Annotated in this window: 25 protein-coding genes; all 25 read left to right on the top strand. The window is 47.0% G+C overall.

The features are described from left to right. Nucleotides 1–11 precede the first annotated feature (11 nt). The 25 genes from ACXADP_RS11190 (at nucleotide 12) to pnp (ending at nucleotide 25,683) form a co-directional block, all read left to right on the top strand. The gene (locus ACXADP_RS11190) at nucleotides 12–482 is read left to right on the top strand and encodes a chemotaxis protein CheW (protein ID WP_474968515.1); all 471 of its coding nucleotides are present in this window, start codon (nucleotides 12–14) and stop codon (nucleotides 480–482) included. Continuing rightward, nucleotides 475–1,008, top strand: coding sequence for a chemotaxis protein CheD (locus ACXADP_RS11185; RefSeq protein WP_474971457.1), 534 nt, complete (start codon nucleotides 475–477; stop codon nucleotides 1,006–1,008). Before ACXADP_RS11190 ends, ACXADP_RS11185 begins: the two co-directional genes overlap by 8 nt. Nucleotides 1,009–1,067: 59 nt before the next feature. Further along, a complete protein-coding gene (locus ACXADP_RS11180) occupies nucleotides 1,068–1,838 on the top strand; it encodes a FliA/WhiG family RNA polymerase sigma factor (protein ID WP_027954230.1) in 771 nt (256 codons plus the stop codon). A gap of 37 nt (nucleotides 1,839–1,875) precedes the next feature. Next, a complete protein-coding gene (locus tag ACXADP_RS11175) occupies nucleotides 1,876–2,298 on the top strand; it encodes a hypothetical protein (RefSeq protein ID WP_474971456.1) in 423 nt (140 codons plus the stop codon). 166 nt (nucleotides 2,299–2,464) lie between these two features. Next, nucleotides 2,465–3,202, top strand: a complete 738-nt coding sequence (gene rpsB, locus ACXADP_RS11170; protein WP_027954232.1) for a 30S ribosomal protein S2 — start codon at nucleotides 2,465–2,467, stop codon at nucleotides 3,200–3,202. A gap of 125 nt (nucleotides 3,203–3,327) precedes the next feature. After that, nucleotides 3,328–4,212, top strand: a complete 885-nt coding sequence (tsf, locus tag ACXADP_RS11165; protein ID WP_474968518.1) for a translation elongation factor Ts — start codon at nucleotides 3,328–3,330, stop codon at nucleotides 4,210–4,212. Nucleotides 4,213–4,329: 117 nt separating this feature from the next. Continuing rightward, nucleotides 4,330–5,052 (top strand): UMP kinase, encoded by a 723-nt coding sequence (gene pyrH / locus ACXADP_RS11160; RefSeq protein WP_027954234.1) that lies wholly within the window; start codon nucleotides 4,330–4,332, stop codon nucleotides 5,050–5,052. Nucleotides 5,053–5,055: 3 nt separating this feature from the next. Then, on the top strand, nucleotides 5,056–5,613 hold the full coding sequence (frr, locus tag ACXADP_RS11155; protein ID WP_027954235.1) for a ribosome recycling factor: 558 nt from the start codon (nucleotides 5,056–5,058) through the stop codon (nucleotides 5,611–5,613). Nucleotides 5,614–5,767: 154 nt separating this feature from the next. Then, nucleotides 5,768–6,535, top strand: coding sequence for an isoprenyl transferase (locus ACXADP_RS11150; protein WP_474971455.1), 768 nt, complete (start codon nucleotides 5,768–5,770; stop codon nucleotides 6,533–6,535). A gap of 15 nt (nucleotides 6,536–6,550) precedes the next feature. After that, on the top strand, nucleotides 6,551–7,345 hold the full coding sequence (locus ACXADP_RS11145) for a phosphatidate cytidylyltransferase (protein ID WP_474971454.1): 795 nt from the start codon (nucleotides 6,551–6,553) through the stop codon (nucleotides 7,343–7,345). 22 nt (nucleotides 7,346–7,367) lie between these two features. After that, nucleotides 7,368–8,513, top strand: coding sequence for a 1-deoxy-D-xylulose-5-phosphate reductoisomerase (gene dxr, locus ACXADP_RS11140; protein WP_474971453.1), 1,146 nt, complete (start codon nucleotides 7,368–7,370; stop codon nucleotides 8,511–8,513). 16 nt (nucleotides 8,514–8,529) lie between these two features. After that, a complete protein-coding gene (gene rseP / locus ACXADP_RS11135) occupies nucleotides 8,530–9,786 on the top strand; it encodes an RIP metalloprotease RseP (RefSeq protein WP_474968522.1) in 1,257 nt (418 codons plus the stop codon). A gap of 87 nt (nucleotides 9,787–9,873) precedes the next feature. Next, on the top strand, nucleotides 9,874–11,577 hold the full coding sequence (locus ACXADP_RS11130; protein ID WP_474970389.1) for a proline--tRNA ligase: 1,704 nt from the start codon (nucleotides 9,874–9,876) through the stop codon (nucleotides 11,575–11,577). Nucleotides 11,578–11,669: 92 nt separating this feature from the next. Next, the gene (locus tag ACXADP_RS11125; protein ID WP_474971452.1) at nucleotides 11,670–15,962 is read left to right on the top strand and encodes a PolC-type DNA polymerase III; all 4,293 of its coding nucleotides are present in this window, start codon (nucleotides 11,670–11,672) and stop codon (nucleotides 15,960–15,962) included. 320 nt (nucleotides 15,963–16,282) lie between these two features. Beyond that, nucleotides 16,283–16,756, top strand: a complete 474-nt coding sequence (gene rimP, locus ACXADP_RS11120; RefSeq protein ID WP_027954242.1) for a ribosome maturation factor RimP — start codon at nucleotides 16,283–16,285, stop codon at nucleotides 16,754–16,756. 13 nt (nucleotides 16,757–16,769) lie between these two features. Continuing rightward, nucleotides 16,770–17,870, top strand: a complete 1,101-nt coding sequence (gene nusA / locus ACXADP_RS11115) for a transcription termination factor NusA (RefSeq protein ID WP_474968524.1) — start codon at nucleotides 16,770–16,772, stop codon at nucleotides 17,868–17,870. A 14-nt stretch (nucleotides 17,871–17,884) separates the two neighbouring features. Next, entirely contained in the window at nucleotides 17,885–18,160 is a 276-nt protein-coding gene (gene rnpM / locus ACXADP_RS11110; protein ID WP_474968525.1) for an RNase P modulator RnpM, read from the top strand. Beyond that, nucleotides 18,157–18,471, top strand: coding sequence for a YlxQ family RNA-binding protein (locus ACXADP_RS11105; RefSeq protein WP_027954245.1), 315 nt, complete (start codon nucleotides 18,157–18,159; stop codon nucleotides 18,469–18,471). Before rnpM ends, ACXADP_RS11105 begins: the two co-directional genes overlap by 4 nt. 7 nt (nucleotides 18,472–18,478) lie before the next feature. Further along, entirely contained in the window at nucleotides 18,479–20,542 is a 2,064-nt protein-coding gene (gene infB, locus ACXADP_RS11100) for a translation initiation factor IF-2 (protein ID WP_474968526.1), read from the top strand. Continuing rightward, nucleotides 20,539–20,817 carry a DUF503 domain-containing protein gene (locus ACXADP_RS11095; RefSeq protein ID WP_160835642.1) on the top strand — a complete coding sequence of 93 codons (279 nt, stop codon included), beginning with the start codon at nucleotides 20,539–20,541 and terminating at the stop codon, nucleotides 20,815–20,817. The genes infB and ACXADP_RS11095 overlap by 4 nt, the downstream gene beginning before the upstream one ends. 27 nt (nucleotides 20,818–20,844) lie before the next feature. After that, on the top strand, nucleotides 20,845–21,195 hold the full coding sequence (gene rbfA, locus ACXADP_RS11090; RefSeq protein WP_027954248.1) for a 30S ribosome-binding factor RbfA: 351 nt from the start codon (nucleotides 20,845–20,847) through the stop codon (nucleotides 21,193–21,195). 65 nt (nucleotides 21,196–21,260) lie between these two features. Then, entirely contained in the window at nucleotides 21,261–22,157 is an 897-nt protein-coding gene (gene truB, locus ACXADP_RS11085; RefSeq protein WP_474971451.1) for a tRNA pseudouridine(55) synthase TruB, read from the top strand. Between the two features lie 24 nt (nucleotides 22,158–22,181). Then, the gene (locus ACXADP_RS11080) at nucleotides 22,182–23,042 is read left to right on the top strand and encodes a bifunctional riboflavin kinase/FAD synthetase (protein WP_474971450.1); all 861 of its coding nucleotides are present in this window, start codon (nucleotides 22,182–22,184) and stop codon (nucleotides 23,040–23,042) included. A gap of 128 nt (nucleotides 23,043–23,170) precedes the next feature. Then, nucleotides 23,171–23,440, top strand: a complete 270-nt coding sequence (gene rpsO / locus ACXADP_RS11075; protein ID WP_027954250.1) for a 30S ribosomal protein S15 — start codon at nucleotides 23,171–23,173, stop codon at nucleotides 23,438–23,440. Between the two features lie 116 nt (nucleotides 23,441–23,556). Further along, on the top strand, nucleotides 23,557–25,683 hold the full coding sequence (pnp, locus tag ACXADP_RS11070; RefSeq protein ID WP_474968529.1) for a polyribonucleotide nucleotidyltransferase: 2,127 nt from the start codon (nucleotides 23,557–23,559) through the stop codon (nucleotides 25,681–25,683). Nucleotides 25,684–25,812 lie beyond the last annotated feature (129 nt).

Genomic DNA, 25,812 nt, shown 5'->3' with positions numbered 1-25,812 from the left:
GAGGGGTTTTCATGACAGAATATAAAGGGCACGCGCAGAAAGTCATCGTTTTTCAAATCCAGGACGAGGAATATACCCTCCCTGTCCAAACGGTGGGGTCGATTGAAAGAATGGTGCCGATCACCCGGGTACCGGGAGCCAGGCCTTTTGTAAAGGGAGTCATCAACTTAAGAGGGGTCGTCACTCCTGTGATCGATCTGCGGGAGAGGTTCGGCTTTGAACCGGCTCCGGAAACCGAACAGACGAGGATCATTACGGTCTCAATCGAAGATATGAACGTTGGTTTGGTGGTGGATGCTGCCAACGATGTTCTCGACCTCGAAGACGATCTGGTCGAGCCGCCTCCTGAAGTTGTCGGTACTGTGGAAGCCGCTTATATTCAAGGCGTGGCGAAAATGGAGGACCGGTTATTTATCCTTTTGAATCTGGAGAAAGTGCTGGACAAAGAAGACGTGTTGGAATTGGAAAAGATGTATGGATAATTCCTGGACCATTTCCGGACAATCCCGGGTGATACACGACCAAAAGAAGCGTATAAGAATCGGGATTGGCCAAATGGCTGCTGCAGGAACGGATGCCTTACTCACCACAACTGGACTTGGATCCTGTGTTGGAGTGGTACTGTACAACGGGAACGGCATGGCCGGCATGATCCATATCATGCTGCCGGAGGCACAAACGGCTCTCCATGGTCGTGTTAACCGGTGGAAGTATGCAGATACGGCTGTTGATGCTCTTGTTGATTCTCTCATCAACAAAGGGTGCAGACCCGGGAGCTTAAAAGCGAAGATCGCGGGAGGGGCTCATATGTTTTCGGTGAAAGATCAGAGTTCAAGGATTCGTATAGGAGAGCGGAATGTGAGTGCGGTGAAAAGCCGCCTTGCGGATCACTTTATCCCGATCATTGCGGAGGATACAGGGGGACGGACCGGAAGATCCATCCTGTTTAATGTGGAAACCAGTGAAATGAACATAAAAAAGGCCGGCGTCGGTGAGCTTCTATTATGAGAGGGCGCGTGCGGGTCTATGAAAAATTGAAAAAATGAAAAAATGCGGGGAGGATGAAAATGGCAGGTGGTTTATCTCCTCAGGAACAACAATGGTGGAATTTATGGACGAACGAAAGAGACGGTGAGGCGGCCAACCAGCTTGTCCAGCTTTACGATTATCTGGTAAATTATCACGTCCATCGGATTACAGCACATTTACCGAAAAATGTGAGCAAAGACGATGTAAGAAGTCTCGGAATGCTTGGTCTATATGATGCTTTGAAAAAGTTTGACCGGTCCCGGGACTTGAAATTCGATACGTACGCTTCCTTCCGCATCCGCGGTTCGATTATTGATGGTTTGAGGAAGGAAGACTGGCTGCCGCGTTCGGTGAGGGATCGGACTAAAAAGATTGAACAGGTGACAGAGGAGCTTGAGCAGAAGCTGCAGCGTCCAGTCACGTCCAAAGAAGTGGCAGAAGCCGTCGGAATATCCGCCCAGGAAGTAGAAGCGGCTGTCAAGGACTCCTTGTTTGCCAATGTCCTTTCTATGGAAGAGAAACCGAAAGACGGGGGCGAAGATCATAAGGAAGGCATCGGATACTCGATTCCCGATGAGGAAACCGGTTCTCCGGATTCCTCGCTCATCAAACAGGAAAACTATAAGGAACTGGCGGAGCAGATTGACCAGCTGAAGGAAAAAGAGAAGCTGGTGATCAGTCTTTTCTATAAAGAAGAGCTCACGCTTACGGAAATCGGCCACGTTTTGAATTTAACGACGTCCCGGATTTCACAGATCCATGCCAAGGCGATTTATAAACTAAAGCAGTCCCTCCAGAATGTGATGTAGCTGGGCAGAGGATGAGAAAGAAAGGATGTGACTCTCCTTGACATCATTTTTATTAGTGATCAGTTTTCTCATTGACGGATTAATATTATTCGGCCTTATGATAATGATGAAAAAAATCCGCCGGACAGAAGAACTGGAGCTTCGACAGGAAAAGGTCGCTGCGGAGATCGAAGACTTATTTTCCTCTTACCTGTATGAAATCAAGGAGGAAAACAGACGGATGGAAGCATGGGCATCTTCAGGCACCGGTTCAATGGAAGGGACCATGAGCCCTGTAAATGAAACGAAGGCCGGCGTGTACGAGCCTCCCCTCCCGGATGAAGGAGCAGGAGTGGAGCAGCCCTCCATTCATTCTATGGTCATGAATATGAAGAAGGATGGGTGGTCTGTGGAAGAAACAGCGAAGGCATTGAACAGAGGTAAAACAGAGGTGGAACTGATGTATAAGTTTAATCAGTAAAAATACTGAAAAAACTTGAACCATCCATACCTTTATGGTATATTTACTGACGGTGTCAATACACACGCCTTTGGATCTGCTTGTGAGGTTGCTCCGATACGGAGTTCACAGGAAGGAAATGAAAAGGGCGGAGGATACTAAAAAAACCAAAACAGGAGGAACAAACATGTCTGTAATTTCTATGAAACAGCTTCTAGAAGCTGGTGTTCACTTTGGACACCAAACACGCCGCTGGAACCCGAAGATGAAGAAATACATCTTCACGGAGCGTAACGGCATTTATATCATTGACCTTCAGAAAACCGTGAAGAAGGTTGATGAAGCATTCAACTATGTGAAAGAGGTCGCTGCTGACGGCGGTAACGTTCTTTTCGTAGGTACGAAAAAACAAGCACAGGATACTGTACGTGATGAAGCTACCCGCTGTGGTATGTACTACATCAACCAACGCTGGTTGGGCGGTACCCTTACAAACTTTGAAACCATCCGCAAACGTATTAACCGTTTGAAAGATATCGAGCGTATGGAAGAAGACGGTACTTTCGATGTACTTCCTAAAAAAGAAGTCGTTGACATGCTTAAAGAAAAAGATCGTCTTGTTAAATTCCTTGGCGGTATTAAAGAAATGAAGAGTCTTCCTGATGCAATGTTCGTCATCGATCCTCGTAAAGAGCGCATCGCGATTGCTGAAGCTCATAAATTGAATATCCCAGTTGTAGGTATCGTTGATACGAACTGTGACCCTGACGAAATCGATTATGTCATCCCTGCAAACGATGACGCAATCCGTGCTGTCAAACTGCTTACTTCCAAGATGGCTGACGCTGTCCTTGAAGCGAAGCAGGGGGAAGAAACAGAAACAACTGAAGAAACTGAAGCTGCTGTAGAAGCTGCTCAGGAGTAAGAAGGGTCTAAAGGTGATAAGGGGGTATACCTTTATCACCTTTTTTCAAGAATTCCTTTTATTCAACCAGTTCCGGTACAAGGCCGGACTGTTTAACCTTGTACATTAAAAAGGAGGCTTTCACAATGGCTGTAAATGCTAAGATGGTAAAAGAACTACGTGAAAAAACAGGTGCTGGAATGATGGATTGTAAGAAAGCACTGACTGAAACTGATGGTGACATGGATAAAGCGATCGAATGGCTTCGTGAGAAAGGGATTTCCAAAGCGGCTAAGAAAGCAGACCGTATCGCAGCAGAAGGTTCTGCAGCAATTGAAGTCTCCGGAAACACGGCTGTTCTTTTCGAAGTAAACTGTGAAACAGACTTCGTTACGAAAAACGACCAGTTCAAGGAACTTCTTAAAGATCTTGGGCAGCACCTTGTTTCCCAGAAACCTGCCTCTGTAGAAGAAGCTCTTGAACAGAAGCTTCATGGAGAAGGCGAAACACTAAGCACATACATTACAGAGCGCGTAGCGAAAATCGGAGAGAAAATCTCCCTCCGCCGTTTCTCTATCAAAGAGAAAACAGACAACGACGCATTTGGTGCCTACATCCACATGGGCGGCAGCATCGGCGTATTGACTGTTCTTGAAGGTTCTACAGATGAAGCTGCTGCTAAGGACGTTGCTATGCACGTAGCTGCTGTTAACCCTCGTTATGTTTCCCGTGATGAAATTCCTCAGGAGGAAGCAGAGAAAGAGCGTGAACTTCTTAAAACACAGGCCTTGAACGAAGGCAAGCCTGAAAACATCGTTGAAAAAATGGTGGAAGGCCGTTTGAACAAGTTCTTCGAAGAAATCTGCCTGCTTGACCAGAGCTTTGTTAAAGATCCGGACCAGAAAGTGAAGCAGTATGTTGCTTCCACAGGCGGCCAGATCACGAACTTCGATCGTTTCGAAGTCGGCGAAGGTATGGAAAAACGTGAAGAAAACTTCGCAGACGAAGTCATGAGCCAAGTTAAAAAATAATGATGGTGAAAATAGGGGACACTGCAGGTGTTCCCTATTTTCAAAAAGGCTACATACATGATATACATGCTATGAGCAGCCATGTTCGACTTTTAGAAAAACACACGGGAGGTAACTATGACTACTGCTCGCTATCGGAGAATTGTATTAAAATTAAGTGGAGAAGCCTTAAGTGGAGAAGCAGGATTCGGACTTGAGCCAAGCATCATAAAATCTGTGTCACGTCAGGTGAAGGAAGTAGCTGAACTGGGCGTGGAAGTAGCGGTTGTTGTCGGTGGCGGCAACATCTGGCGCGGCAAAGTCGGTGCTGAAATGGGCATGGACCGTGCAAATGCTGATTATATGGGAATGCTTGCTACAGTCATGAACTCACTGGCTCTTCAGGACAGCCTGGAAAACTTAGGGATCCCAACCCGTGTCCAAACTTCTATCGAAATGAGACAGGTGGCTGAACCTTATATCCGCCGTAAAGCCATCCGTCATTTAGAGAAAAAGCGTGTAGTTATTTTTGCTGCCGGAACAGGAAACCCGTATTTCTCAACAGATACGACAGCTGCCTTAAGAGCGGCTGAAGTTGAAGCGGATGTCATTCTTATGGCGAAAAACAACGTGGACGGCGTCTATACAGACGATCCGAAAACGAACGAAGATGCCGTGAAATATGATGAGCTATCCTACATGGATGTTTTAAATGAAGGGCTGGGCGTAATGGATTCAACGGCTTCTTCATTATGTATGGACAACGATATCGATTTACTGGTATTCTCGATTACGGAAGATGGTAATATTAAAAAAGCCGTTATGGGCGAAAACATTGGAACTATTGTGAGGGGGAAATAAATTATGTCTGAAGCTGTGATTAATGAGACGAAACAACAAATGGAACAAGCGGTGCAAGCTTATTCCCGTCAACTTGCCACGGTAAGAGCGGGTCGTGCGAACCCTTCCATCCTTGACAACGTATATGTGGATTACTACGGTGCAGCTACACCGTTGAACCAACTGGCGCAGGTATCAGCGCCTGAACCACGTCTGCTTGTTATTACTCCATATGACAAAACAGCCATTGCAGAGATTGAAAAAGCGATTCTTAAGGCAGACCTTGGTCTTTCTCCATCCAGTGATGGGAATGTTGTACGTATCAACATTCCGGCACTTACGGAGGAACGTCGTAAGGACCTTGCAAAAGTTGTAGGAAAGTATTCGGAGGAAGCGAAAGTACAGGTTCGTAACATCCGCCGCGATTCCAACGACCGTTTGAAGAAGCTTGAAAAAGACGGGGAATTGACAGAAGACGATCTTCGCTCCTATCAGGACGATGTGCAGAAGCTCACCGACCAGAATGTAGAGAAGATTGATCAACTGGCTAAAACAAAAGAAGAAGAAATCATGGAAGTTTGATTTTTCTTTAACCTCATATGCCATAAAGTGGTAAAGCCGCGCTGTAGATGTTTGGCAGCGCGGTTTTCTTTTTTTCACCAGCTGTGGGTCTCGGCATATACGTTCATTTTAGTATATAATAGAAAGATGGAAGAAACGGACTGGAGGATTAACGATGCCAATCAAGTTTCCATTCGCAAAAACAAAAAAACAAGCAGAAACACAGTCGCTCGGCCTTGATCATACTCATCTGCCGAAGCACGTGGCCATCATTATGGACGGAAACGGCCGCTGGGCTAAAAATAGAGGAATGCCGCGGATTGCGGGTCATAAAGAAGGCATGGGTGTTGTCAAAAGGATTGTCAGCTATGCTTCTGACCTCGGTGTTCAGGTTTTGACGCTGTATGCTTTCTCCACAGAGAACTGGAAACGACCGAAGAATGAAGTGGAGTTCCTCATGAAGCTTCCTGTAGATTTTCTGAATACATATCTGCCTGAATTGATTGAGAAAAATGTCCAGGTCCGTACCATTGGTGATTTTGATGTTCTGCCTCCACACACGAAAAATGCCGTCCAGGAGGCCATTCAAAGAACGAAAGACAACGATGGACTTGTACTGAATTTTGCCTTGAACTACGGCAGCCGTTTTGAAATGGTGCACGCCGTCAGGCAGATCGCAGAAAAAGTGAAAGAGGGCGGCCTCGATCCATCAGATATCAGTGAAGAAATGTTTTCATCAGAGCTGTATACGTCTGAGCTGATTGAGCCGGATCTTCTCATCCGCACAAGCGGGGAGCAGCGCTTAAGCAATTTCCTGTTATGGCAGCTGGCCTATGCAGAATTCTGGTTTACAGAGGTGTATTGGCCTGACTTTAATGAGAGCCATTTCGAAAAAGCTCTTTATGATTTTCAAAATCGCAAACGTCGGTTTGGCGGAGTATAAGGTGTGAATGAAGGAATGAAACAACGAACAATTACTGCTGTCGTAGCAGCACTTATTTTTATCCCGATCGTCCTCCTGGGAGGATGGCCGTTTAAAGCTTTTGTCTATTTCATAGCCAGTATCGCTCTCCTCGAGCTGATACGCATGAAGAAAATCGCCCGGTATTCGGTCGCGGCAGGTCTTGGTCTTGTCTTGATGTGGGCGCTCATGTTTCCGTATGGGGTCTTCGACAATGTGGTGGACTCCGATGACCTTATAACGAAATCGGAAATCACTCTGCTGGCCGTCCTCGTCCTGCTGAGTTATACCGTGCTTGTGAAGAACCGGTTCACCTTTGATGATGCAGGCTTCCTGCTGCTCTCATCCATTTATATTGGAATGGGCTTCAACTACTTAATCGAGACAAGGGAAGCAGACTTACCGTATATTCTGTTCGCCCTATTCATCGTATGGGCAACAGATACGGGTGCCTATTTGTTCGGAAGGTCGTTTGGGAAACATAAACTGTGGCCGCAGATCAGTCCTAAGAAAACGATCGAAGGCTCTATCGGCGGCGTGGTCCTTGCCTGTGTCGTAGCCTTTATTTTTCATCTGATCCAACCCCTGGAGCATTCTTTGATTGTCGTTCTTCTTGTAACGGTGCTCATATCGATTGCGGGGCAGATTGGAGATCTTGTTGAATCAGCTTTCAAGAGACATTATGCAGTTAAGGACTCCGGAAAGATCCTTCCCGGGCACGGTGGTGTTCTTGACCGGTTTGACAGCTTGATATTCATTCTTCCAATTCTGCATTTGATCAACTTTATTTAGTAATCAAGAAGGGATGGGGAATATGAAACACATTTCATTATTAGGAGCGACAGGCTCGATCGGAATACAAACCCTGGATGTCATCAGACTCCACCCTGAACAGTTTTCGCTGTACAGTATGGCATTCGGCCGTAACGTTGAAAAAGCAGTCCCGCTTATACAGGAATTCAAACCAGCAGTCATCGTGGTGCAGGACGAGGATACGAAGCAGCGTTTGAGGAAGGAAATCGATCATTCCCGCATTTTAACCGGCGGAGAAGGTTTAATTGAGGCCGCTTCTGCCGATGATGTGGATGTCGTCGTCAACGCTGTGATGGGAAGTATCGGTCTGCCGGCCACTTTAAAAGCCATTCAGGCCCGTAAACAAATCGCCATCGCTAATAAAGAAACCCTCGTAACGGCGGGTCACCTCGTCATGGCAGAAGCCGAAAAATACGGGGTGGAACTGCTTCCAGTGGACAGCGAACATTCCGCGATCTTTCAGGCTTTAAATGGTGAGAACAGGAAAGAAATTGAAAAATTGATTATTACCGCTTCCGGCGGCAGCTTTCGTGATAAGACGAGAGATGAACTGAAAGGCGTGACGGTGGAAGATGCGCTGAACCACCCTAACTGGAGCATGGGGGCCAAAATCACGATTGACTCAGCTTCCATGATGAATAAGGGACTGGAAGTTATTGAAGCCCACTGGCTTTTTCAAGTGCCATATGAACAGATTCATGTTATTCTTCATAGGGAAAGCGTGATTCATTCCATGGTGGAGTACGTGGACAGGAATGTCATTGCCCAGCTGGGAACGCCTGACATGAAAGTGCCCATCCAGTACGCCTTGACCTATCCGAACCGGATGGACCTTCCAATTACAGAGCATTTGAATTTAGAAGAAATTGCGACCTTGAATTTCGAGAAAATGGACATGGATCGTTTCCCATGCCTGCGTATGGCTTATGAAGCAGGCAGAGCAGGGGGATCGATGCCGGCCGTTTTGAACGCAGCGAATGAAGAAGCCGTTCAAATGTTTTTGGAAGGACGGATTTCCTTCCTGGAAATCGAATCATACATCGAAGAAGCGTTGGAAAGGCATGACAAGATTCATAACCCGGACTTGTCTACCATAATTTCTATTGATGAGGAAACAAGGAAGAGAGTCCGTTTCCATTTAAATTAAAAGGAAGGTGCTTCATTTGACTACAGTGATTGCATTTATACTCATGTTCGGATTATTGGTGTTCGTCCATGAGTGGGGGCATCTCATATTTGCCAAACGGGCAGGTATGCTGGCGCGGGAGTTTGCCATCGGCTTCGGGCCGAAAATATATCATTTTAAGAAAAATGAAACCTTGTATACGATCCGTCTGCTTCCCATCGGCGGCTATGTCCGTGTAGCCGGGGAAGACCCTGAACTTGTAGAATTGAAAGCCGGTCATCATATCGGCCTGGAATTCAATAACGACGGGAAAGTAAATCGGATCATTGTGAATAACAAATCCAAACATCCGGAAGCCCGTGTGATTGAAGTCGAAAAAGCGGATCTCGACCATCGGCTTGTTATTGAAGGTTATGAAGTGGATGAAGATGAAAAGCTGTTTTTTGAAGTCGATCCAAAAGCGATGTTTGTGATGGATGAAAATGAAACACAAATCGCTCCCTATAACCGCCAGTTTGCATCCAAAACTGTACCGCAGCGGGCGATGCAGCTCTTTGCCGGTCCCATGATGAATTTCGTCCTTGCGATTATCCTGTTTATGATTTTAGGTTTCATTCAAGGCGTGCCTTCAGATGAGGCCAAGCTTGGTGAAATTCAAAATGGTACACCAGCCCAGGAAGCTGGTCTGAAGGCCGGGGATGAAGTGACCGCTGTGGACGGCGAATCCGTCAGTACATGGGAGGAATTCACGGCTATCATCAGGGATCATCCTGGTGAAGAAGTTACATTAACGGTGGAACGGGAAGGATCCGTCCAGCAGATGAATGTGACCCCTGCATCCATAGAAGATCGTGATATGACGATCGGCCAGGTGGGTGTAGCGAGAGCGTTTGAGGAATCGTTTACTGAAAAACTAACGTTTGGCTTTACTCAGACGTATGAGTGGGCCGGATTGATCCTGACGAACCTTGGTAAACTTGTGACCGGTCAGTTTTCACTGGATATGCTTTCAGGTCCTGTCGGTATTTATGATGCTACGGACCAGGTCGTTCAGACAGGATTCACCAATTTCGTCATGTGGACAGCCATCTTGAGCATTAACCTCGGGATCGTCAACCTTCTTCCGCTTCCTGCCCTTGACGGGGGCCGCCTGATTTTTGTAGGGCTTGAGGGTGTCAGAGGGAAGCCGATCGATCCGCAGAAGGAAGGTCTCGTCCATTTCATTGGATTTGCTCTTCTGATGCTGCTCATGCTTGTCGTAACATGGAACGATATTCAACGCTTATTCCTATGATGAATCCTACAGCTGGAAGTCTCAAGGCAACAGGCGTTACCTGGACTTCCGGCTTTCTTTTATTAACATTGAATTGAGGTGTAGATGATGAGACAAAGTCATATGTTCATTCCTACTTTAAAAGAAAACCCAGCAGACGCAGACATTAAAAGTCATCAGCTTTTAGTCCGCGCCGGCTACATACGCCAGATTGCCTCGGGGATTTATAGTTTCCTTCCGATCGGGCAGCGTGTGCTGAGGAAAGTTGAAAATATTGTAAGAGAAGAAATGGAAAAGATCGGTGCTCACGAAATGGCTATGCCTGCCCTTGAACCTTCAGAACTATGGAAGGAAACCGGCCGCTGGTCTACGTTCGGCTCCGAGCTGATGCGCTTGAATGACCGTCACAACCGTGAGTTTGCTCTGGGAGCGACGCATGAAGAGGTGATTACAAGCCTTGTACGTCATGAAGTGAAAAGTTATAAGCAGCTTCCATTGACGGTTTTCCAAATACAGAATAAATTCCGTGATGAAGCACGTCCCCGTTTTGGCCTGCTCCGCGGCCGCGAATTTTTAATGAAGGATGCCTACTCCTTTAACGAATCGTATGAAAGCCTTGACGAAACATACGAGAAGATGTTCCAGGCCTACTCCAACGTGTTCTCCCGTCTGGGCTTGAATTTCCGTGCAGTCATCGCTGATTCCGGTGCGATGGGCGGAAAGGATACGCATGAATTCATGGTCCTTTCCGAAGTCGGGGAAGATGTAATCGCCTATTCAGACACTTCCCGTTATGCAGCCAATATAGAAATGGCACCTGTTACAGCTGTTTATGAAAAGTCTGCAGCAGCTCCCGTCGACATGGAGAAAGTCGAAACCCCGGGCTGTAAAACGATGCAGGAGGTTGCTGACTTCTTTGGACACCAGCTTGAGGAAGGTTTAAAAGCCATCCTGTTCAAAGTAGACGAGCAGTTTGTTCTGGCTGTCACAAGAGGAGATCATGAAGTCAACGATGTGAAACTGAAAAACCTTTATGATGCCGGCGTCGTAGAACTTGCTTCAGCAGAGGATACGAAGCGTCTGATGGGTGCAGGCTTCGGATCCCTCGGACCTGTAGGAGTGCCGGAAGAAGTGGATGTTGTGGCGGATACAGCTGTTGAAGCTCTTGTGAACGTCACCTGTGGGGCCAACGAGGACGGATACCACTATAAAAACGCGACACCAGAAAAAGATTTCCACGTATCCCGCTATGCAGATCTCCGCTTCATTCAAGAAGGAGATCCTTCTCCAGACGGGGAAGGGGTTATCCAATTCGCCCGAGGGATTGAGGTGGGTCATGTATTCAAACTTGGCGAATTCTATTCGCAGCGTATGAATGCAACTTTCCTCAATGACCAGGGGAAAGCGGAGACGATGATCATGGGATCTTACGGGATCGGTGTATCCCGGACACTCGCGGCTGTCGTAGAGCAGTATAACGATGACCGCGGCATCACGTGGCCGGCTAATGTGGCACCATTCCAGGTTCACCTTCTTTCCATGAATCCGAAGAAGGAAGAGCAGAAGGAGCTTGCAGATCAATTGTATGACCAGCTGCTTGAATCCGGCATCGAAGTTTTATATGATGATCGTAAAGAACGAGCCGGTGTTAAATTCGCCGACAGTGATCTATTCGGAATCCCGGTTCGTGTGACGGTTGGAAAGCAAGCCGGTGAAGGAATTGTGGAAGTGAAAGAACGAGCGACTGGAGAGCAGAAGGAACTTTCCGCTTCAGAAATCGCTGACTATATAAAAAACTGGTACAAAGCTTAATTGTTTCACAGAAAATACCCTTGCTTGGGATAAGATGAGCAAGGGTATTTCCATGAACGAGCTTAGTCCTTATGGTAAAGGGAGGAATCACGATGAGTGTGAACAGTCAGGAGAAGATGCACTATTTACTGGAACAGATCCAGTTTCCTCATAATCTGATTGAACCTCATTTTAAAGAAAGCCGGATGGAGAAGCTGGTCGTCTTCAAGGAAAAGAAAGCGTGGCATTTTCATTTTGCCATGCAAAGGCCGCTTCCACCTTCTGTTTATGAACTGTTCACAAGTAAATTGGTCCATGCCTTTCGTTCGATTGCTGAAGTAGACTGGACCATTGAAACAGCGGATAAAGAGCTGGCCGGTGAAGATATTGTAGAATACTGGCAGAACTTTATTAAGACGCTGACAAACCTGACTCCGGGATACAAAGATCTGCTGTTGGAACAGCAGCCTGAAGTTAACGGGAACAAGATTATGTTAACTTGCAGGAATTTAGCTGAGAGCCATGCCGTACAGAAAAAGCTGGAAGAGCCTCTTAAGCAGTATGCGCAGCGTGCAGGTCTCCCTGCATTTGTTTTATCCACACAGGTGAAACATGAAAAAGACGAGATCAAGAGGTTCCAGGAAGAACGGCAGAAAGAAGATAAAATCCTTGTCCAGCAGGCTGTGAAGGAACAGGAGGAGCGGGCGAAAGATAAGGACGACCAAAGGCCTAAAGGTCCGATTGAAATTGGTTATAAAATCCAGGATGATATCATCCCTATGGAAGAAATTCAGGAAGAAGAAAAACGGATCGCTGTCCAGGGGTATGTGTTTGATGCGGAAGTGAAGGAACTCCGCTCAGGCCGGCATCTTCTGCTGCTCAAGGTCACGGATTACACCGATTCGTTCTCCATCAAAATGTTCTCCCGCGGCGATGATCATGCTGACATGTTCAAGCTCGTCCAGGCGGGAATGTGGATCAAAGCCCGCGGCGGCGTACAAACGGACAGCTTTACCAACGAGCTGACGATGATGGCCAATGATATCAACGAAGTGAAGCCGAAGCTGCGTCAGGATGAGGCACCTGAAGGAAAGAAACGGATTGAACTGCATGCCCATACGACAATGAGTGCCATGGATGCCCCCGTGTCTCCATCCCGTCTGATTAAGCAGGCAGGGGACTGGGGACATGAAGCGATTGCCATCACCGATCACGCTGTCGTTCAAGCTTATCCTGATGCCCACAGTGCAGGGGAAAAGAATGGGGTTAAAATCCTATACGGTGTCGAAGCCAACCTGGTTGATGACGGAGTGCCGATTGCCTATGGGGAGCAGGACCGCGATTTGGAAGATGCCTCTTATGTTGTTTTTGACGTAGAGACGACAGGTTTATCTGCTGTTTACGATAAAATCATTGAACTGGCAGCTGTCCGTATTCAAGGAGGAGAGATTGTCGACCGCTTCGAATCCTTCGCGAATCCTCACCATCCCCTGTCCCAGACGACCATTGATTTGACAGGGATTACGGATGATATGGTGAAGGATGCACCGGAAATCGAAGAAGTGTTAAAGGATTTCCATACATGGACAGGGGATGACATTCTCGTTGCCCACAACGCAAGCTTTGATATGGGCTTCTTAAATGCCGGCTATCAGGCCATCGATCTTGGGAAAGCGGAAAACCCGGTCATCGATACGCTGGAGCTGGCCCGGTTCCTTGTGCCGGAACTTAAAAATCACCGGTTGAATACCCTTTGTAAGAAGTTCGATATCGAGCTTACCCAGCACCACCGGGCTATTTACGATGCTGAAGCAACCGGTTATCTTTTGTGGAAACTTCTAAAAAGGGCCATGGAACGGGACATTACCAATCACCAGAATTTGAACGATTATATGGGGGAAGGGAAAGCTTATCAACGCTCAAGACCTTCCCATGCCACACTGCTTGCGACAAATAGTACCGGCTTGAAGAACATTTACCGCCTGGTTTCTGAAGCGCATGTGAATTATTTCTACCGTGTGCCGCGGATTCCCAGGTCGCTGCTTAAAAAGTATCGGGAAGGCATCCTTATCGGATCCGGCTGTGATAAAGGTGAGGTCTTTGAAACGATCATGCAGAAATCGGAAGAAGAAGCTGAAAAAGTGGCTGACTTCTACGATTACATTGAAATACAGCCGCCGGGGAACTATTATCACCTTGTCGAAAAAGATCTCGTTCAGACGGAAGCACAGATCCTTGATATTCTGAAGCGTCTCACCGCTCTTGGCGAACGGCTCGGCAAAACGGTCGTGGCTACAGGGAATACCCATTACCTTGAGCCTCATGAAAAGCAGTACCGTCAGATTCTCATATCGTCACAGAACGGAAATCCTTTAAACAGACAGACCCTTCCTGAGGTGCATTTTAAGACGACGAATGAAATGATCGATGAGCTTTCCTTCCTGGGAAAAGAAAAAGCTGAAGAACTCGTCGTAACGAATACGCATAAAATCAATGATATGATCGGGGAAGTTTCCCCTGTGAAAGATGATCTCTATACACCGAACATTGAAGGAGCGGATCAGGAAATCCGTGATATGTCCTACAATAAAGCGCGGAGCATCTATGGCGAATCCATCCCTCAGTTGATCGTGGATCGGTTGGAGAAGGAACTCGATAGTATCATTGGAAACGGCTTTGCGGTCATCTATTTGATCTCACAAAAGCTTGTGACCAAATCCCTTGAAGACGGATACCTTGTCGGTTCACGGGGGTCGGTCGGCTCGTCCTTTGTTGCGACAATGACAGAAATCACCGAGGTTAATCCGCTGCCGCCCCATTATGTCTGCCCATCGTGCCAGTACAACGAATTCTTTACGGATGGTTCCGTCGGTAGTGGGTTTGACCTGGATGAAAAAGACTGCCCGGAATGCGGGACATCTTTAAAGAAAGACGGCCAGGATATACCCTTTGAAACCTTCCTTGGGTTCAAAGGAGATAAAGTCCCGGATATTGACTTGAACTTCTCCGGTGAGTATCAGCCGCATGCGCACAATTATACGAAAGAGTTGTTTGGGGAAGATAACGTGTATCGTGCCGGAACGATTGGTACGATTGCTGAAAAGACCGCTTATGGCTATGTGAAGGGCTATGCCGGTGATCATCAGCTGCATTATAAGAACGCGGAGATAGACAGGCTTGTCCATGGATGCACAGGAGTCAAGCGGACGAGCGGCCAGCACCCTGGAGGCATCATTGTTGTGCCGGATGATATGGAGATTTACGACTTTTCCCCCATCCAGTACCCGGCAGATGATACAAAATCCGAATGGAGAACAACGCACTTTGATTTCCACTCCATTCACGATAACCTCCTCAAGCTGGATATACTTGGACACGATGATCCGACCGTTATCCGCATGCTTCAGGACTTAAGTGGAATCGACCAGAAGGAGATTCCTGTCGACGATCCAGAAGTTATGAAAATCTTCAGCGGACCTGAAGCTCTCGGAGTAACGGCGGACCAGATCCTGTGTAAAACCGGAACCCTCGGTGTGCCTGAATTTGGTACGCGTTTCGTAAGGCAGATGCTCGAGGATACAAAACCTAAAACCTTTGCCGAACTTGTCATCATTTCCGGTTTGTCACACGGAACGGACGTATGGCTTGGAAATGCGGAACAGCTGATCAATGACGGCATTTGTACACTTCCCGAGGTTATCGGCTGCCGTGATGATATTATGGTGTATTTAATGCATAAGGGCCTTGATCCATCTCTTGCCTTTAAAATCATGGAATTTGTAAGGAAGGGTCGCGGCCTGCAGGACGAATGGATTGAAGAAATGAAAAAGCACGGGGTCCCGGACTGGTATATTGATTCCTGTAAGAAAATCAAATACATGTTCCCGAAAGCCCACGCCGCTGCCTATGTCCTGATGGCCGTTCGGATCGCCTATTTCAAAGTCCATTACCCGATTTACTTTTATGCGGCCTATTTCACCGTCCGTGCCAGCGATTTCGAACTGGAAACGATGATGAAGGGATCCGAAGCGATCCGTACCCGTATGAATGAAATCCAGAGCAAAGGGTTTGATGCGACACCGAAGGAGAAAAGTTTGATGACCGTGCTGGAAATTTCTCTTGAGATGTGTGAGCGTGGGTTCAGCTTTAAAAATGTGGACCTGTACAATTCAAGTGCTACGGACTTTCTAGTGGAAGGCAGTCAGTTGATTCCACCATTCAATGCGGTTGACGGACTGGGTACTAACGCGGCCATCAACATTGTTCAGGCCCGTGGTGAAGGAGAATTCCTTTCCAAGCAGGATCTTAGAGAACGGAGCCGTATCTCGAAAACGGTTCTGGAGTATCTGGATAACTTCGGATGCCTGGAAGGAATGCCGGATGAAAACCAGCTCTCACTTTTTTAGGGGCGTGGTTTTCTCCATCATCTGGCCTCCGGTTGCAAACCATAGGCAGTTATGATATATTTTTTATGGTGAGAAGAGCGATAGGAACGCCGAAAGAGTGGGGGAACCCGCTCTTTTGTCATATTTCAGGCTCTTACTTTTGTGGAAACTTTTCAATGCAGCAGGGGTTTGTATGCCCGCGAAGAGAACCGCTATGATCCATGTCATAGCGGTTTCTCGTGGCCTCTGTAACTGGAAAGCACTGGTACTTAAATGAAATCAGCCCGACCATCTCATACTAAGGGGTACGAAACAATGAACAGGCCAAAGGAGGGAAAAGCATGAGCAATCATGTGACATCCGTAGCGGAACGTCTTGTCCAGCCAATCTTAAATGATATGAATTTGGAACTTGTCGACATCGAATACAAAAAAGAAGGACAGAACTGGTATCTGCGCGTCTTCATTGATAAGGAGGGCGGCGTTGATATTGAGGAATGCGGTCAAGTATCGGAGCAGCTGAGTGAGAAGCTGGATGATGAGGACCCTATTGATATCCCATATTTTTTAGAGGTTGCTTCTCCAGGAGCGGAACGCCCGTTGAAAACGGAAGCGGACTTTAAGAAGTATACCGGTCATTACGTTTATATGAAGCTGTATGAACCGATTGATGGGGAGAAGGAGTTTGAAGGGACGCTGAAGTCTTTCGAAAATTCCACAGCTGTCGTAGAAATCCGTATAAAAACAAGAAAAAAACAGCTGGAAGTTCCTTATGAAAAGATAGCCAAAGCAAACCTAGCTGTTACGTTTAATTAAGGGGGAGAAATCGTTGAGTAGTGAACTATTTGATGCCATGGATTATCTGGAAAAGGAAAAAGGCATCGACAAGAATCTGTTATTGGAAGCGCTGGAAGCAGCACTTATCTCTGCTTATAAGAAAAACTTTAATTCCGCAACCAATGTTCGTGTGGATATTAATGAACAGGAAAGTACAATGAAGGTACTTGCGAGGAAAGAAATCGTAGAAGAAGTGATGGATCCACAACAGGAAATTTCCCTTGAGGAAGCCAACGGGATCGATCCAAACTACGATATTGAAGACGTCATCGAAGTGGAAGTAACACCGATGGACTTCGGCCGGATCGCAGCCCAGGCGGCCAAGCAGGTGGTAACCCAGCGTGTCCGTGAAGCAGAGCGGGGCATTATTTACGGGGAGTACGTGGATCGTGAAGAAGATGTGATGACAGGAATCATCCAGCGAAAAGATCCTCGTTTTGTTTATGTAAACCTTGGTAAAATTGAAGCACGCCTTCCTGAAGGTGAGCAGATGCCTACAGAAACCTATGAGGTTCACGATCGTTTGAAAGTATTTGTGACGAAAGTGGAAAACAGCAACAAAGGACCTCATATATACGTGTCCAGAACGCATCCGGGTCTGCTGAAGCGTTTGTTTGAAATGGAAGTACCTGAGATTTATGATGGCACTGTGGAAGTCATGAGTGTTGCCCGTGAAGCGGGGGACCGTTCCAAGATCTCTGTGTACGCCCAAGATCAGGATATTGATCCGGTGGGCTCCTGCGTAGGGCAGCGCGGGCAGCGTGTCCAAACCATCGTAAACGAATTGAAAGGTGAAAAGATTGATATTGTCCAGTGGTCTGAGGATCCTGTTGAATATGTTTCCAATGCGCTGAGCCCTTCCAAAGTCGTGGAAGTTCTTGTCGACGAGGAAGATAAAGCGACAACCGTCATCGTTCCTGATTACCAGCTTTCCCTGGCTATCGGAAAACGTGGCCAGAATGCCCGTCTGGCAGCAAAGCTGACAGGGTGGAAAATTGATATCAAGAGCGAAAGCGAAGCACGTGAACAAGGTCTTCTTTCTGAAACAGCAGAAGAAAGTGACGACTTTGATGAAGATCTTTTAGAGGATTAAGGAGGGGGAAGACAATGACCCGTTCCAAAAAACAGCCGCTTCGGAAATGTGTCGTCACTCAGGAGATGCTACCGAAGCAGCAGTTAATCCGAGTCGTCCGTAATAAAGACGGAGAGGTATTTGTGGACGACACTGGAAAAATGAATGGCCGTGGGGCCTATGTAACTAAAAGTCTGGATGTTATTGAGCAGGCAGAAAAACAACAGCTGCTGAACCGTCATCTGAAAGCTTCTGTCAGTAAGGAAGTTTATGAGGATCTTAAATCCAAAGTGCAGGCGGATCCATCATGAGTGGAAGTTACTTGAACCTGATCGGTCTTGCCGTCCGTGCGGGGAAATGCACGTTTGGAGAAGAATCCATCGTTAAGGATATCCGCAAGCGGAAAGCCAAGCTGGTTCTGATTGCCAATGACACTGGAAAACAAACAAAGAAAAAGCTGACAGATAAATGCAGCTTTTATCAAGTACCCTGCTACGAGGTGGATGACAGAGAAGTTCTGTCACAGGCCGTCGGTAAAGCGGGGAGAGTCGCGATCGCAGTTCTGGATCAAGGATTTGCGAAAAAGTTGCAATCGCTGCTCGATGAATCTATTCGGGGGTGAAAGATATATGAGTAAAATGCGCGTATATGAATATGCCAAAAAGAACGAACTATCAAGTAAACAAGTGATTGAGAAACTCCAAAGCCTGAACATTGAAGTGACCAATCATATGTCTACATTAGAAGACGGATCAACTGAAAAGCTGGATAAAGCGTTCGGGAAGTCTGCAGGGAAGCAGAAGCAGGATAACCAACGTGGAAATTCCAAGCCGAACAACAATAATAAAAAGCCTGGGAACCAGAAATCCCGCGGGAACAACCAGAAGAGACAGAAGCCTTCTTCCCAGCAGCAGGCTCCGAAAAAGCATAAGAAGCAGCTGCCTGAGAAAATCACTTTTATCGGCAGCTTAACCGTCGGTGAACTAGCAGAAAAACTGGGCAGGGACTCTTCTGAAATCATTAAGAAGCTGATGTTCCTCGGCGTAATGGCAACAAAAAACCAGGAACTGGATCCAGAATCCATTGAGCTGATCTGTGAAGAATTCGGTGTAGAAGTCGAAGAAGAAATCGTGATTGATGAAACAGATATCGAGAACATGACTTTTGACGACGAACCGGAAGATCTTCGTGAGCGTCCAGCTGTTGTAACGATCATGGGTCACGTGGACCACGGTAAAACGACACTTCTTGACCAGATCCGTAACACGAAGGTAACCGAAGGGGAAGCCGGCGGAATTACCCAGCACATCGGTGCCTATCAAATTGAAGAAAATGATAAGAAGATCACTTTCCTTGATACTCCAGGACACGCCGCCTTCACAAGCATGCGTTCCCGTGGTGCGCAGGTGACAGATATTGCCATTCTTGTAGTTGCAGCTGATGATGGAGTTATGCCGCAGACAAAAGAAGCCATCAGCCACGCCAAAGCAGCGGAAGTCCCGATCATTGTTGCTGTCAACAAAATGGACAAAGAAGGGGCCAATCCGGACCGCGTCATGCAGGAGCTTATGGAGTATGAGCTTATTTCTGAAGAGTATGGTGGAGAAACGATTTTCGTTAAAATGTCCGCCGTTCAGGGAGAAGGTATTGACGAGCTTCTTGAAATGATCGTTCTTGTTTCTGAAATGGAAGAACTGAAAGCGAACCCTGAACGTCATGCGTACGGAACTGTTATTGAAGCAGAGCTTGATAAAGGACGGGGCCCTGTTGCCACCCTTCTTGTTCAAAATGGTACGCTGAACGTCAGCGATTCCATTGTTGTAGGTAACACATGGGGCCGTGTCAGAGCGATGGTCAACGATATTGGGCGCCGCGTGAAGACGGCAGGACCATCTACTCCTGTTGAGATTACCGGATTGAACAATGTTCCACAGGCCGGGGACCGTTTCCTTGTCTTTGATGACGAGAAGAAAGCCCGCTCCATCGGAGAAGCCCGTGCCCAGAAGCAGCTGGAAGTCAACCGTGGTTCCAACGCCAGAGTAAGCCTTGATGACTTGTTCAACCAAATCAAGCAGGGTGAAGTGAAGGAAATCAACTTGATCCTTAAAGGAGACGTTCAGGGTTCTGTAGAAGCACTGGCCGGATCTCTTGAAAAGATTGAAGTAGAAGGCGTGAAAGTTAAAATCATCCACACAGGTGTCGGTGCGATTACAGAGTCTGATGTAAACCTTGCATCTGCGTCCAATGGAATCATCATTGGTTTCAATGTGCGTCCTGACGGGAATGCTAGAAAAGCAGCAGAATCTGAGGATGTAGAGATCCGTCTTCACAACATCATTTATAAAGTTATGGAAGAGATCGAATCAGCGATGAAAGGGATGCTTGATCCTGAATTCGAAGAGAAGATCATCGGTCAGGTGGAGGTTCGCGAAATCTTCAAAGTGTCCAAGATCGGTACCATTGCCGGTTCTTATGTTACGGACGGTAAAGTCACCCGCAACTCCGGCATCCGTGTCATCCGCGACGGCGTCGTTATTTATGAAGGTGAAATTGATGCCCTGAAGCGTTATAAAGATGATGCGAAAGAAGTGGCACAGGGGTATGAGTGTGGAATTACCATCAAGAACTTCAATGACCTTAAAATCGGTGACATTATTGAACCGTATGAAATGCAGGAAATTGAACGCAAATGATAATAAGCGCAGAAGTGGATTGCTTAATCTATGATGCGCAGTCGTTGAAAAATAAGCGTGCTGTATTAAAAAGGATCAAAACGAGACTGCACAATGAATTCAATATCGCTGTCAGTGAATTGGAGTTTCAAAATCTCTGGCAGCGGACACGTCTCGGTCTGGTTACGATTGCCAGTGATAAAACAATTGCTGAGCAGACGATGCAGCAGGCGCTTACTTTCATCGATTCTTTTCCGGAAATTGAACGGACGGAAACACAGATTGAATGGCTGTGATGTTTTGTTTGGAAGAGGTGAATGAACATGAACGATTTACGTGCCAGCCGCGTAGGGGAGCAGATGAAAAAAGAGATGACGGATATCATCAGCAAGAAAATCAAAGATCCCCGCGTAGGCTTTGTCACCGTTACAGAAGTAAAAGTAACCGGTGACCTGCAGCAGGCAAAAGTATATATTTCCGTATTAGGGGACGACAAACAAAAGCATGACACGCTTGTTGGCCTTGCCAAAGCAAAAGGGTTCATCCGCTCTGAAATCGGGCAGCGGATCCGACTTCGGAAGACCCCGGAGATTATGTTTGAGTTTGACGAAGCCATCGAACGAGGAAATCGTATTGAAACGATTCTCCGCGATCTGAACGATACAGAAAGCTGATAGGAATCCGTGCTGCTACAGCACGGATTTATCTTTGAAAAAATAAGGATGCTGGAGGTGGGGGTATGGATGGAATTCTGCCGCTTTGGAAGCCGAGGGGCTTTACTTCCCATGACTGTGTAAGTAAGGCTCGCGGGATGCTGAAAACTAAGAAAATTGGACATACCGGAACACTGGACCCGGATGTGGAAGGTGTGCTTCCGCTTTGTGTCGGAAAAGCGACGAAAATCGTTCCTTTCCTCATGGATACAACGAAAGTATATGAGGCTGTCGTTACCCTTGGATACTCAACGGATACGGAAGATGCCTCCGGAAACACTGTAGAAATAAGCAGGCTGGACGAGCCGCCTGAAATTCAGGGTATAAATGAGGCTCTCGCCGCTTTTACAGGAGAGATCACTCAGACCCCTCCGATGTACTCGGCCGTCAAGGTGAATGGGAAAAAGCTGTATGAATATGCCCGTGAAGGAAAGACGGTTGAACGTCCTTCCAGAAAGGTATACATAAGTGAACTGCATGTAACATCTCATGATGCGTCTCTTGAAGATGGTACGTATTCATTCGGCGTTCGTGCCGTCTGCTCAAAGGGAACGTACATCCGGACGCTATGTGTGGATATCGGAAAAGCGCTCGGCTTTCCGGCTCATATGAAGAGTCTCATACGCACAGAAACGGGGGACATTCAAAAGGAGGACTGCTTCACTTTCGATGCCGTGCAGGAAGCAGTGGATCAAAACCGCGGTGCCGAGCTGTTGCTGCCGCTTTCCAAAGGGCTCTCACACCTCCCGTCGATTGATGTAGACGAAGAAACGAGAGATATGGTTAAGCACGGCCGTGTCCTTGACGAACCTGATGATTTGGAAGCTGATACGTTTACGATTCAGCACGGACAGGAAGTTGTGGCAGTTTATCAAAAGCATCCTACGAAACCGGGGTACATCAAGCCGGTGAGAGTATTTTAAAATTTTGTAAAGCGGGTGACTGCAGTGGAGACCTTTTACTTAACTTATAAATCTGCTGATTTTCCGGTTCCCGATCCTAACGTTATGGCCGTCGGCTTCTTTGACGGTATTCATAAAGGCCATCAGAAGGTTATTGAAGCAGCAGTGAACGAAGCTGGACGTACAGGTGTCCGCAGTTCAGTGATGACGTTTGATCCGCATCCCTCTGTTGTACTTGGCAGGGGGCGTCCGCACGTTTCGTACATTACACCTGTTCAGGAAAAAGAACGTATCCTGAGCGCCATGGGCGTAGACTATCTGTTCATCGTAACTTTTGACAGGGAGCTCGCAGCCCTTTCCCCACAAGATTTTGTGGACCATTTTTTCGGGTCATTACAGGTGACGCACGTTGCTGCGGGTTTTGATTTCACTTACGGCCATAAAGGAAAGGGCACAATGGACGATCTTCCCCATTACGCAGCCGGTCGTTTTACACAAACGACTGTAGCTAAAGTGGAGGAGGATAAAGAAAAGGTCAGCTCGACGAGGATACGCGGACTGTTGGAAGCGGGAAATATCCAGGAGATCAACCATCTTTTAGGGAGGCCTTTTTCTGTGGAAGGGGAAGTGTGGAGTCCCGGAAGCCGGAACGTCCGTTTTACCCCTTCCAAACAGTATTTATTTCCGGCGGCAGGGGCGTATTACTGTCACCTGAATATTCACAGGGAATCCCGCCCCTGCCTTGTTACCGTTCCGGAACAGGCGGATGCCGGCTGGACAGCAGCTTTGCTTGATGAACTTCCAGTGGAGAAAAGCACAGCGGCCCGCATGCAGTTTTCAGCACGGTCCGAAAGCCCAGAAGAGCCGGGCAGAGAGGATATTGAAAGATTTTTCGGCATAGAATAAGGGTTTCTCTTGCATTTCGCGACAAAAAATTGTACTCTTTAATATGGAACCTTCGCTTGGCGGTTCGTAACTCCGACGACCGCTCGGGGAATGGGAATTCTTAAATATTTACAGGAGGTGTAGTCAACATGGCTATCACACAGGAACGTAAACAAGAACTAATCAACGAGTACAAAACTCACGAAAACGACACAGGTTCTCCAGAGGTACAGATTGCTGTACTTACTGAGCAGATCACGACATTGAACGAGCACCTGCGCGCTCACAAGCAGGACCACCACTCCCGTCGCGGACTGCTTAAAATGGTAGGTAAGCGTCGTAACCTATTGAACTACCTTCGTAATAAGGACATTACACGTTACCGCGAGTTAATCAAGAGCCTTGGCTTGCGCCGTTAATGAGTGGAAAAAGCGGGAGTATTCCCGCTTTTTCTGTATGTTTACATACAGAAGGGTGTAAACTTACAATAGTCCCTTCAGTTGAATTAGAGTTATTGAGAGGAGTTTAGTTCTTTATGGCAGAAGAAAAACAAGTGTTTTCGATTGATGTCGCCGGCCGTACTTTTTCAGTGGAAATTGGTGAACTGGCGAAACAAGCGAATGGCGCAGCACTCATCCATTATGGTGATACAACGGTGCTTTCCACGGCAACTGGTTCAAAAGAACCGAAGGACCTGCCGTTTTTCCCTTTAACCGTAAATTATGAAGAGCGTTTGTATGCCGTTGGTAAAATTCCAGGCGGCTTTATTAAAAGAGAAGGACGTCCAAGTGACAAGGCCGTTCTTGCCTCCCGTTTGATTGACCGTCCGATCCGTCCTCTTTTCCCTGACGGTTACCGGAATGATGTACAGGTGATCAGCTCCGTGATGAGTGTGGATCAGGACTGTTCATCTGAAATGGCGGCAATGCTTGGATCATCTATTTCCCTTGGGATTTCAGATATTCCATTTGAAGGACCGATCGCCGGTGTCATCGTCGGCCGTGTTGATGGAGAATATGTGATCAACCCGACGGTGGAGCAGCAGGAAAAGAGTGATATCGACTTGACTGTTGCCGGTACGAAAGATGCCATTAACATGGTGGAAGCTGGAGCACAGGAAGTTTCCGAGGAAGACATGCTCGAAGCGATCATGTTCGGACATGAGGAAATCAAGCGTCTTGTAGCTTTCCAGGAAGAGATTATTGCAGCGGCCGGCCGTGAAAAGATGGAGGTCAAGCTGTTCGATCTTGATGCAGAATTGAAAGCGAAAGTAGAAGAACAGGCGAAGGCTTCTCTTGTAGATGCCATTAAGACGGAAGAGAAAAAAGCCCGTGAAACTGCAATCGATCAGGTGAAAGCCGATATTACTGCGCTTTATGAAGAGCAGGAAGCTGATGAGGAAACATTGAAGCAGGTCGGTTCCATTCTTGATGATATGGTGAAGACCGAAGTGCGCCGCCTGATTACGAAAGATAAAATCCGTCCCGATGGCCGTGGCGTCGATGAAATTCGTTCATTGTCCTCCCGTGTCGGGCTGCTGCCACGTACACATGGATCTGGATTGTTTACACGTGGACAGACGCAGGCATTAAGCGTATGTACACTTGGAGCTCTGGGGGATGTTCAAATCCTTGATGGTCTTGATCTTGAAGAATCCAAGCGCTTTATGCACCATTACAACTTCCCTAAATTCTCTGTTGGTGAAACAGGACCCATCCGCGGACCGGGCCGTCGTGAAATTGGACATGGTGCTTTAGGTGAGCGTGCCCTTGAGGTTGTGATTCCATCAGAAAATGATTTCCCTTATACCATCCGTCTTGTTTCTGAAGTGCTGGAATCCAATGGCTCGACTTCTCAGGCGAGTATCTGTGCAAGTACGCTTGCGATGATGGATGCGGGTGTGCCGATTAAAGCACCAGTAGCCGGTATTGCTATGGGACTTGTGAAATCCGGTGAGGATTACACGATCCTTACAGACATTCAGGGGATGGAAGATGCTCTTGGTGATATGGACTTTAAAGTAGCTGGAACAGCTAAAGGTGTAACAGCTCTTCAAATGGACATTAAGATCGATGGTCTTTCAAGAGAAATCCTCGAAGAAGCACTCGCGCAGGCGAAAAAAGGTCGTATCGAGATTCTTGAGTCTATGCTGGCGACGCTTCCGGAAACTCGTTCCGAGCTTTCTCAGCATGCACCGAAAATCATGACGATGAAAATTAATCCGGATAAAATTCGTGACGTTATTGGACCAAGCGGAAAGCAGATCAACCAGATCATTGATGATACAGGTGTTAAAATTGATATTGAGCAGGATGGGACGGTCTTTATTTCATCCACGGATGCCGGCATGAACGCAGCCGCTCAAAAAATCATTGAAGACATCGTCCGCGAAGTTGAAGTCGGCGAAGTTTACAATGGTAAAGTGAAGCGTATCGAGAAGTTCGGAGCTTTCGTTGAACTGTTCAAAGGCAAAGAAGGACTTGTTCACATTTCTGAAATGGCTGAAGAACGCATCGGTAAAGTGGAGGATATCGTATCCATCGGAGACTTTATCAAAGTGAAAGTAAAAGAAATCGACAATCAAGGACGTATCAACCTGTCCCGTAAAGCTGTTCTGATCGATGAGAAAAAAGAACAGGAATCCAACGTCGAACAATCCTAAACTTTAAAGAAAAGAAACTGGCTTGCCAGTCTCTTTTTTTTGCCTTTTTTTCCTTTGAAGCCAAAGTAGAGGCCGGATCCTGTATGTTCTAAGGTCTAACATCCATCCTTCTTCCATACGATGATAGCA

The sequence above is a fragment of the Halobacillus sp. AWH4_228 genome, assembly GCF_056158365.1.
The sequence above is the reverse complement of the archived record's forward strand: the minus strand, read 5'-3'. Positions and strand labels throughout refer to the sequence as shown.